Genomic DNA, 8,452 nt, shown 5'->3' on the forward strand with positions numbered 1-8,452 from the left:
GCGTTTTTTATTTACCACCAACTGGGTGGCTAACTTCATTCTATAATCTACCTTATAATTTATTTTTTAACAAATTAAGATCATAAAAAAACAATAAAATTTTATGAATTTGATCACAAAATGACAAATCAGGGTTATAAATAGAACTAACGGGCAGTGGTTTTAAATAGGATAATAAAAATGAAAGTGTTTTCGTGATCGCTTTAGGGGGTAAGTATAATGGAAAGTTTTGTTTCAATCCCGACGATCGAATCGGGCCTGTATATGTTTGGTGGTCACAAGCATACCGTTAATGGTAGCTGGTCCTTTTTTGAGCAGCGCCATAAAGTTTTTGAATTGATGGTTATAACCGATGGCCATCAGATTACTGAGATTAGGGATCACGCACCAATGGACCTGGGCCCGGGTGATGCAATTATTATCGCGCCAGGGACTTACCACACTAACCGGAATGCTAGTTCAACTGCTAAGATGACCTATATGTGTCTACACTTTGACTTTGAAGATACCCAGCTGCGTTCGCAAATGATCGGTTTAATTACCAACGAACACTTTAAAGCAGCCACGCCAATTGCTAAGTTATCCTATCAAATGCTGGATAAAATAGTTGACCTAAGTCGGGGCCGCAAAAAACAAAACGCCTTTGATACGTTGGTTAATATTGAAATTGTCCTCTTGGAGTACCTACGGGATCTAAATAAGCTAATGGCGGATATTAATTATAAACACGATATCCCATACACCAATAAAGAGGCTAAAATTGGTCGGGATATTGTGCTAGCAATTGAAAAGCGTATTAACGACGATGAGCATAGTCCGTCATTTAACTTTAGTGATGTTTGTCAAGAACTTGCCATTAGTAGTGGTTATGGCCACCGGGTATTTAAAAAGGTCTATGGGGTTACGCCCCTGCACTTTATTGACCGGGAGAAATACAGGAAGGCCCGGCGACTACTAGAAGATTCTGGAAGCTCAATTGAAGAGATTGCGTACATGGTCGGTGCGGGAAACATCTCGATTTTCAGTAAGCAATTTAAGAAGTGGTCAGGCTACACACCAACCGAGTACCGGAAGCAGGCCGTTCATAAACGCTCGGTCTGGTCCAAGAATAGGGTTGGCTATTTTGAATAGTATTTAACAATTAACAAAAAGAAAGTAGATCATAAATTGACAAATTGCTGTCAGCTTATGGTCTATTTTTATAATCTGAAACCGCATACAATAAAAACATAAATAAAGTAATTACTTTGTTTATGCAACTAACTTACCTATCTTGATTTGTGGTTTATAAAGTAAGGGATGATCTAAATGGAAAAGGCACCTACTGAAAAAGTAGATGAGTTCGCGAAATTATCGTGGCGTGAACGTATTTGTTATGGTGCCGGGGATTTAGCACAAAATTTGATCTTCGGTACGATTGGTTCAATGTTACTATTCTACCTAACGACAGTATTCGGGATTTCAGCTGCCGCTGGGGCAACCATCTTTCTAATCGTTCGTTGGGTTAACGTTTTCTGGGACCCATGGGTTGGAACGGTTGTTGATAAGAGTCACTTTAAACATGGTGGAAAGTACCGGCCATTTTTAATTTACTTTGGTATTCCATTAACAATCTGCTGTGCATTAGTGTTCTTACCAATTCAGGCGGTTCGGGGCAATGTTATCTACGCCTTCGTATCATACCTGGCAACGGCACTGATTTACTCCTTCGTTAATATCCCATATGGTTCTTTGAATGCTTCTTTGACCCGGGACAACGATGAAGTTTCAACCTTAACGACTGTCCGGATGACGGAAGCCAACATTGGTAACTTGTTAGTTTATACTTTCTTACCATTATTTGTTCAACTGGCTTCACCAGATAAGAAGTTAAAGGGAATCGGTTTGTTTGGTATCAAACTGAATTTAGGTAATTATGCCTCACCACACGCTGCTGGTGCGTACTTTAAGGTAATGATTATTTACATGATCATCGGTTTCATTATGTTACTGTGCACCTACTTCGGTGTTAAGGAACGGGTTTTGCCAACTGCTGAGGAAACGGCTTCCGTTAAGTTCTCTGACCTGTGGAACGAATTAATTGATAACAAACCACTGCAGATTCTCGGTTGGTTCTTCCTGATCGGCTTTACCTTTATGTTCTTCGGTAACACTGTATGGCCATTCTTTGTTCAGTACAATATCGGTCACTCCGAATGGATGGCTTCAATTAACTTGATTGGTTCTATTCCGGGGATCTTCTTAGTATTCCTGTGGCCAATCATTCGGAAGAAGATTGGTAAGAAGGGCTTCTTCTACCTCTTCTTAATCCTCTTCATTATCGGTCAATTGATTCTGTGGGTATGGTCATTCCCTGGCTTTAAGAATAATATTGCTCTTGGTTACATTGGTCGTTTCATTATGCAATGGGGGATTACCGCTGCTACTGGTTACATGTGGTCATTGGTTCCAGAAGTTATTTCCTATGGTGAATGGCATTCTAAGAAGCGGGTTGCCGGAATTATCAACTCAATCATGGGACTATTCTTCAAGATTGGGCTGGCCCTTGGGGGAATTATTCCAGGTTACATCAACGCCTTCTGTCACTTTAACGGTAATAATGCCACCCAACCAAAGTCTGCTTTAACCGGTATCTCAATTTCGATGATTTGGATTCCAATCGTATTAGCCCTAGTCGCAATGTGGATTATGAGTAAGTACCCATTGAGTGATCCAGAAGTTGACAAGATTAATCACGAAATTGAAGATAAACGTAACCAAGAAGCAAATAACTAATAAATAGGAAGGAAGATTGAAATGAAGATTTACGTTGACATCAACGCACCGTTTGCCGGTGAAGGAACGGCCGAACATCCTTTCCGCGCCATCCAAGCGGCCGCAGATATTGCCCAACCTGGTGACACCGTCTTGGTAGCACCGGGGACCTACCGTGAAAATGTTGACCCGAAGAATGCCGGTACTGCTGATGCCCGGATTACTTACCGGTCAACTGAACCGCTGGGTGCTGTCATTACCGGGGCCGAAAAGGTTACCGACTGGGAAAACGTAGCTGGTAATGTTTGGAAGACTCTTATTCCTAATAGCATTTTTGGTGACTACAACCCTTACACAACCCGGGTAGCCGGGGACTGGTTTGATGCCCGTATTGTGGCCCATACCGGTGAAGTGTACTTAAACGACGTGGCCTTATACGAAGTCAACTCCTTAGATGAAGTTAAGAAGCCAGTCAAAAACGAAAAGTCCTGGTACCCTGAACGGACCCTTTATACCTGGTATACCGAACAGGATAAGGACACTGATAGTACGGTGATCTATGCCAACTTCCAAGGGAAGGATCCGCAACAAGAAAACGTCGAAATCAACGTTCGGGAAAACTGTTTCTACCCTCAAAAAGAAGGTGTCGGCTACATCACACTTGCGGGCTTTGGCGTCAATAAGGCGGCTACTCAGTGGGCACCACCGACGGCTTACCAAGAAGGGATGATCGGTCCTCACTGGTCCAAGGGCTGGATTATTGAAGACTGTGACATTGCCCACTCCAAGTGTTCAGGAATTTCACTTGGTAAGTACCTTCAACCAAATAACGATAATAAGTGGTCAAAGTGGAAGTATAAGGACGGTACCCAAACGGAACGGGATGCTATTTGCCAAGCCTCCTATGAAGGTTGGGATAAGGAACACGTCGGCTCGCACATTATTCGGCGCAACCATATCCATGACTGTGGCCAAACTGGTATCGTTGGCCACCTTGGTGGGGTCTTCTCAACCATCGAAGATAACGATATTCATGATATTAACGTCCGGCAAAACCTGGCTGGGGCCGAAATTGGTGGGATTAAGATGCACGCGGCTATCGATGTAACCTACCGCCACAACCATATTCACCACTGTACCCGGGGGATGTGGCTCGACTGGCAGGCCCAGGGAACCCGTGTAACTCAAAATATTTTTGACCACAACAGTTTGCCAAACGACTTTAAGACGACTAAGGATAACCTTGGCGACTTGCTTAGTGGCCTGGGTGAAGATATCTGGGTTGAAGTTTCCTTCGGTCCTACGCTGATTGATAACAACCTCTTCTTGTCCGAACGGTCAATTCGTTTTGCTGCTCAGGGGGTTGCGATGGTGCATAACCTAATTGCCGGGAGCTTTACCGCTACCGGTCGTGGAACCGATAATAATTCGGTTAACTTACCATCTAACCGGTTCACTCCTTATCACGAAATTCACGGAACTAAGGTGATGGGCTTCATGACGATTCAACATGGGGACAACAAGTTCTACAATAATATCTTTGTTCAACAACACCTCCGTCCAGAGATGCAAAAGATCGCTGACGCTATGAAGGATAAGCCGGATGACTGGGATGACTACAACTTTACGGTTGGTACCCAACCATTTAGTGACTACCCAACCTTTACCGAATGGGATAAGCAATTCGATGGTTACTGCGGAATTTACGCGCCTAATAGTGACCACTACTACAACCACCTGCCGGTTTGGTCAGCTGGTAACGTCTACTTAAACGGCGCTCAAGCTACGGCTAAGGAAGACCACCCGTATGTTGATGGTAAGGACCAGGTTGAACTGGCACTAGAAAAGCGGGACGATGGTCTGTACCTAAAGACCAACCTCTATGACTTCGTGCCGGAAAAGACGGATGGAGTAATTTCGACGAAGACCATTGCGATGGCCTTTGAACCGGAAGAAAAGTACGAGAATCCGGACGGAACACCAATTGTCTTTAACCATGACTTCTTTGGTAAGCACCGTGATGGCGTTAAGGTGACTGCCGGACCATTCGCAGATGCCAATGATGCTAATAGTAAGTTGTTTTAATTAAGACTAGTTAATTAGTTAATATACTCACAAAAGGCTCCTAGTATTGGAAAATTTCCAATATTAGGAGCCTTTTTGGCAGCCTTTTCAAAATAATTTTATTTTTCCTAAAAGCGTTAAATGCCGGCACAGTAATGCTTGAGGACGGTTAGATCGACTAACTGTGAAAAAATTAATAAATAAATGTCACGAAAGGGTTTACAAAAGCAGAAAGGAAGTGTATATTAAACATTGTAAGTTAGTTGTTTATACAAACTAAATCATTTCAGGAGGCTATCTATTATGGCTGATTTATGGAAAAACATTGGTGACATTAAATACGAAGGCCCACACAAGAGCCTTAAGTCCGGCTTGTTCTATCAATACTACAACCCAGACGAAGTAATTCTGGGTAAGAAGATGAAGGATTGGTTACGGTTTGCCGTTGCTTACTGGCACACCTTTGACCAACGTCTGGTTGACCCATTTGGTGATGGTACTGCTATTCGTCCATACGACAAGTACACTGACCCAATGGACCAAGCTCTTGCCAAGGTTGACTACGCATTTGAATTCTACAAGAAGTTAGGCGTTAACTTCCTTTGCTTCCACGACCGTGACTTGGCTCCAGAAGGTGACACTCTTCGTGAAACCAACAAGAACCTGGACAAGATCGTTGATAAGATTGTGGAATACCAAAAGTCAACTGGTATGAAGGTTCTTTGGAACACTTCCAACCTCTTCACTAACCCACGGTTCCTTGAAGGTGCTGGTACTGCTCCATCAGCTAAGATCTACGCTTACGCTTGTGCTCAATTGAAGCACAGCCTGGAAATTGGTAAGCGGGTTGGCTCAGAAAACTATGTCTTCTGGGGTGGCCGTGAAGGTTACGAATCACTTTGGAACACCGAAATGAAGCGTGAACAATCACACATCGCCAAGTTCTTCCACATGGCTAAGGATTACGCTAACGAGATTGGCTTCGATGCACAAATGCTGCTCGAACCAAAGCCGAAGGAACCAACTACTCACCAATACGACTTTGATGCTGCTACAACCATCAACTTCATGCGTGAATACGGCCTGGACAAGGACTTCAAGCTTAACCTTGAAGGTAACCACGCTAACCTGGCTGGTCACACTTACCAACACGAAATTCGGGTTGCTCGTGAAGCTGGTCTGCTTGGTTCTCTTGATGCTAACCAAGGTGACAAGCTGATCGGTTGGGATATCGATGAATACCCATCTAACCTGTACGAAACCACTGCTGCTATGTGGGAAGTAATTGAAAATGGTAGCATTGGACCTCGTGGTGGTCTGAACTTCGATGCTAAGCCACGTCGTACTTCATTCAAGCCTGAAGACCTCTTCTACGGCCACATTGTTGGTATGGATAGCTTCGCTGCTGGTCTTCGTGTAGCTGCTGCAATGAAGGAAGACGGCTTCTTAGACGACATCCTGAAGAAGCGTTACGCTAGCTGGGATGAAGGTCTTGGTAAGTCCATCGAAGATGGCAAGGAAGACTTCAAGAGCCTTGAAGCTAAGGTTATTGACACGCCACAATCCGAATTGCGTGCTTCAACTCAATCTGACCACCTTGAAGAAATCAAAGACACGATTAACCACTACATGATTGAAACGCTTGCTAAGTAATACACTCCTCACAGTTCAACAAACTAACTATCAATCAAATCAATCCAAATGTTCACGACTCATGTAGTAATTTGTCGTAAAATAAAGGGCCGAGGCAATCAACTTTGCCCCGACCCTTTTTTCTTAGGAAGGAATGAAAAAAATGAACGAATACGTTATTGGGGTCGACCTTGGTACTAGTGCGGTCAAGGTTTCAGCAATGGACCGGGATGGTCAAATTGTTGCCCAACAAAGTTATGGCTATGAACTTCACCAACCACACCCAGGATACAGTGAACAAGATCCCCGTGACTGGCTCTATGGCACTACCATTGCCATCGACCGTCTAATCCTTCGTGATGGCTTAAAGGCCGAAGAAATTAAGGGGATTTCATTTTCCGGACAGATGCACGGTCTCGTGCTCTTAGACGAAGATGGTAACGTCCTGCGGCCCGCAATGCTTTGGAACGATACCCGGACTACTAAGCAGTGCCAAGAAATCATGGATAAGCTGGGGGACAAGTTTATTGATATTACTGGTAACCGGGCCTTGGAAGGTTTCACCTTACCTAAGTTACTATGGGTAAAGGAAAATCAACCGGAGATCTGGGCTAAGGCCAAGAGCTTCTTGCTACCCAAGGACTATGTTCGGTTTGTTATGACGGGGAAGCAAGCGATTGACTATTCCGACGCAACCGGGACCGTCCTCTACGACATTAAGAAGGGGACCTGGAGCAAGGAAATTTGCGACGCCTTTGATATTCCGATGTCCATGTGCCCACCACTGATCCGTTCAATTGATGAGGCCGGGACAGTTACGGATAACTATTCAATGTTCTCGGGCTTAAAGAAGACTACCCGCGTCTTTGGCGGTGGTGGTGACAACGCCTGTGGTGCTGTTGGTGCCGGGATCTTGAAGCCTAACATGGTAATGTCGAGCATTGGTACCTCTGGTGTTGTTCTCAAGTACGAACCAGATGCTAATGTTAATTACCACGGTGCTCTCCAGTATGAATGTCACGCTATCCCAGATACTTACTACTCAATGGGGGTTACTCTAGCTGCTGGCCACTCACTGAACTGGTTTAAGCACACCTTCGCGGCGGATGAAGACTTTACTGAAATGGTTAACCGGGCCTCTAAACGGCCGCTGGGTGCGAACGGCTTACTCTTCACACCGTACGTCGTTGGGGAACGGACACCATACGCCGATGCCGATATTCGGGGGAGCTTCATTGGTGTCGATAGCATGCAGAATAAGTATGACTTTGTCCGGGCCGTCATTGAAGGAATTACCTTCAGTTTCCGTGACATCTTAAATATTTATGACCAACACGGCCAAGACTTTGATACAGTTGTTGCCATCGGTGGGGGAGCTAAGAGTGACTTCTGGCTCCAACTCCAGGCTGACATCTTTAACAAGAAGGTTGTTTCATTAACGAATGAGCAGGGACCAGGTCTAGGGGCCGCAATGTTAGCGGCGGTCGGACTCGGCTGGTATGCTACACTGCAGGATTGTGCTAAGAAGTTTGTCCACTTTGGTAAGACTTATGAGCCACAGGCAGATGCAGTTGCTAAGTACAACGACCTCTACCAGGTTTACCACCAGGTATATAACCAAACTAAGGGACTGAGTCACCAGTTGATGAAGTTACGTAATAGTTGGGACTAATATTAGTTTGTTATAAAAAGGGGCTCTAGTGTTCGTAGTTACGAATACTAGAGCCTTTTTATATATCCTAAAATTTCCCGGGAAATCTTAGTAATCATCTAGCAGTTTTTAGCCAATCCCTTTGGCCCACTGAAAGTCGAGGTTTACATTGGGCATTTCAATTACTTGGCGAATGATTAGTGCCCCGGCCCCAAGGAGCGAAACGTAGCGGGAACCGGTGATGACTGAAACCGGAATTGTGACAGCGTGCCTTTTCGCAGCGCTTTTAATCTGACTAACTGAAACTTGAAAGCTAATAATCACGCCAAAGGCGTGTGGTTATTGGCTTTT

At 44.5% G+C, this 8,452-nt stretch carries 5 protein-coding genes; all 5 read left to right on the top strand.

Annotated features, from left to right (window positions below):
- Window positions 1-219: 219 nt before the first annotated feature.
- The 5 genes from ACI31H_RS03755 to xylB all read left to right on the top strand — a co-directional run bounded on the left by ACI31H_RS03755 (window position 220) and on the right by xylB (window position 8,122).
- On the top strand, window positions 220-1,131 hold the full coding sequence (locus ACI31H_RS03755; protein ID WP_439770663.1) for a helix-turn-helix domain-containing protein: 912 nt from the start codon (window positions 220-222) through the stop codon (window positions 1,129-1,131).
- 177 nt (window positions 1,132-1,308) lie between these two features.
- Window positions 1,309-2,775, top strand: a complete 1,467-nt coding sequence (locus ACI31H_RS03760; protein ID WP_439770664.1) for an MFS transporter — start codon at window positions 1,309-1,311, stop codon at window positions 2,773-2,775.
- Window positions 2,776-2,796: 21 nt separating this feature from the next.
- Complete coding sequence (locus ACI31H_RS03765; RefSeq protein WP_439770665.1) at window positions 2,797-4,839, top strand: right-handed parallel beta-helix repeat-containing protein; 2,043 nt, start codon at window positions 2,797-2,799, stop codon at window positions 4,837-4,839.
- Window positions 4,840-5,121: 282 nt separating this feature from the next.
- Entirely contained in the window at window positions 5,122-6,471 is a 1,350-nt protein-coding gene (gene xylA / locus ACI31H_RS03770; protein ID WP_439770666.1) for a xylose isomerase, read from the top strand.
- Between the two features lie 142 nt (window positions 6,472-6,613).
- Window positions 6,614-8,122: a xylulokinase gene (xylB, locus tag ACI31H_RS03775; RefSeq protein WP_439770667.1), complete on the top strand. Its 1,509-nt coding sequence runs from the start codon at window positions 6,614-6,616 to the stop codon at window positions 8,120-8,122.
- The last annotated feature ends 330 nt before the right edge of the window (window positions 8,123-8,452 follow it).

The sequence above is a fragment of the Limosilactobacillus sp. genome (genome assembly GCF_051873035.1).
In the GTDB taxonomy this organism is placed as follows: domain Bacteria; phylum Bacillota; class Bacilli; order Lactobacillales; family Lactobacillaceae; genus Limosilactobacillus.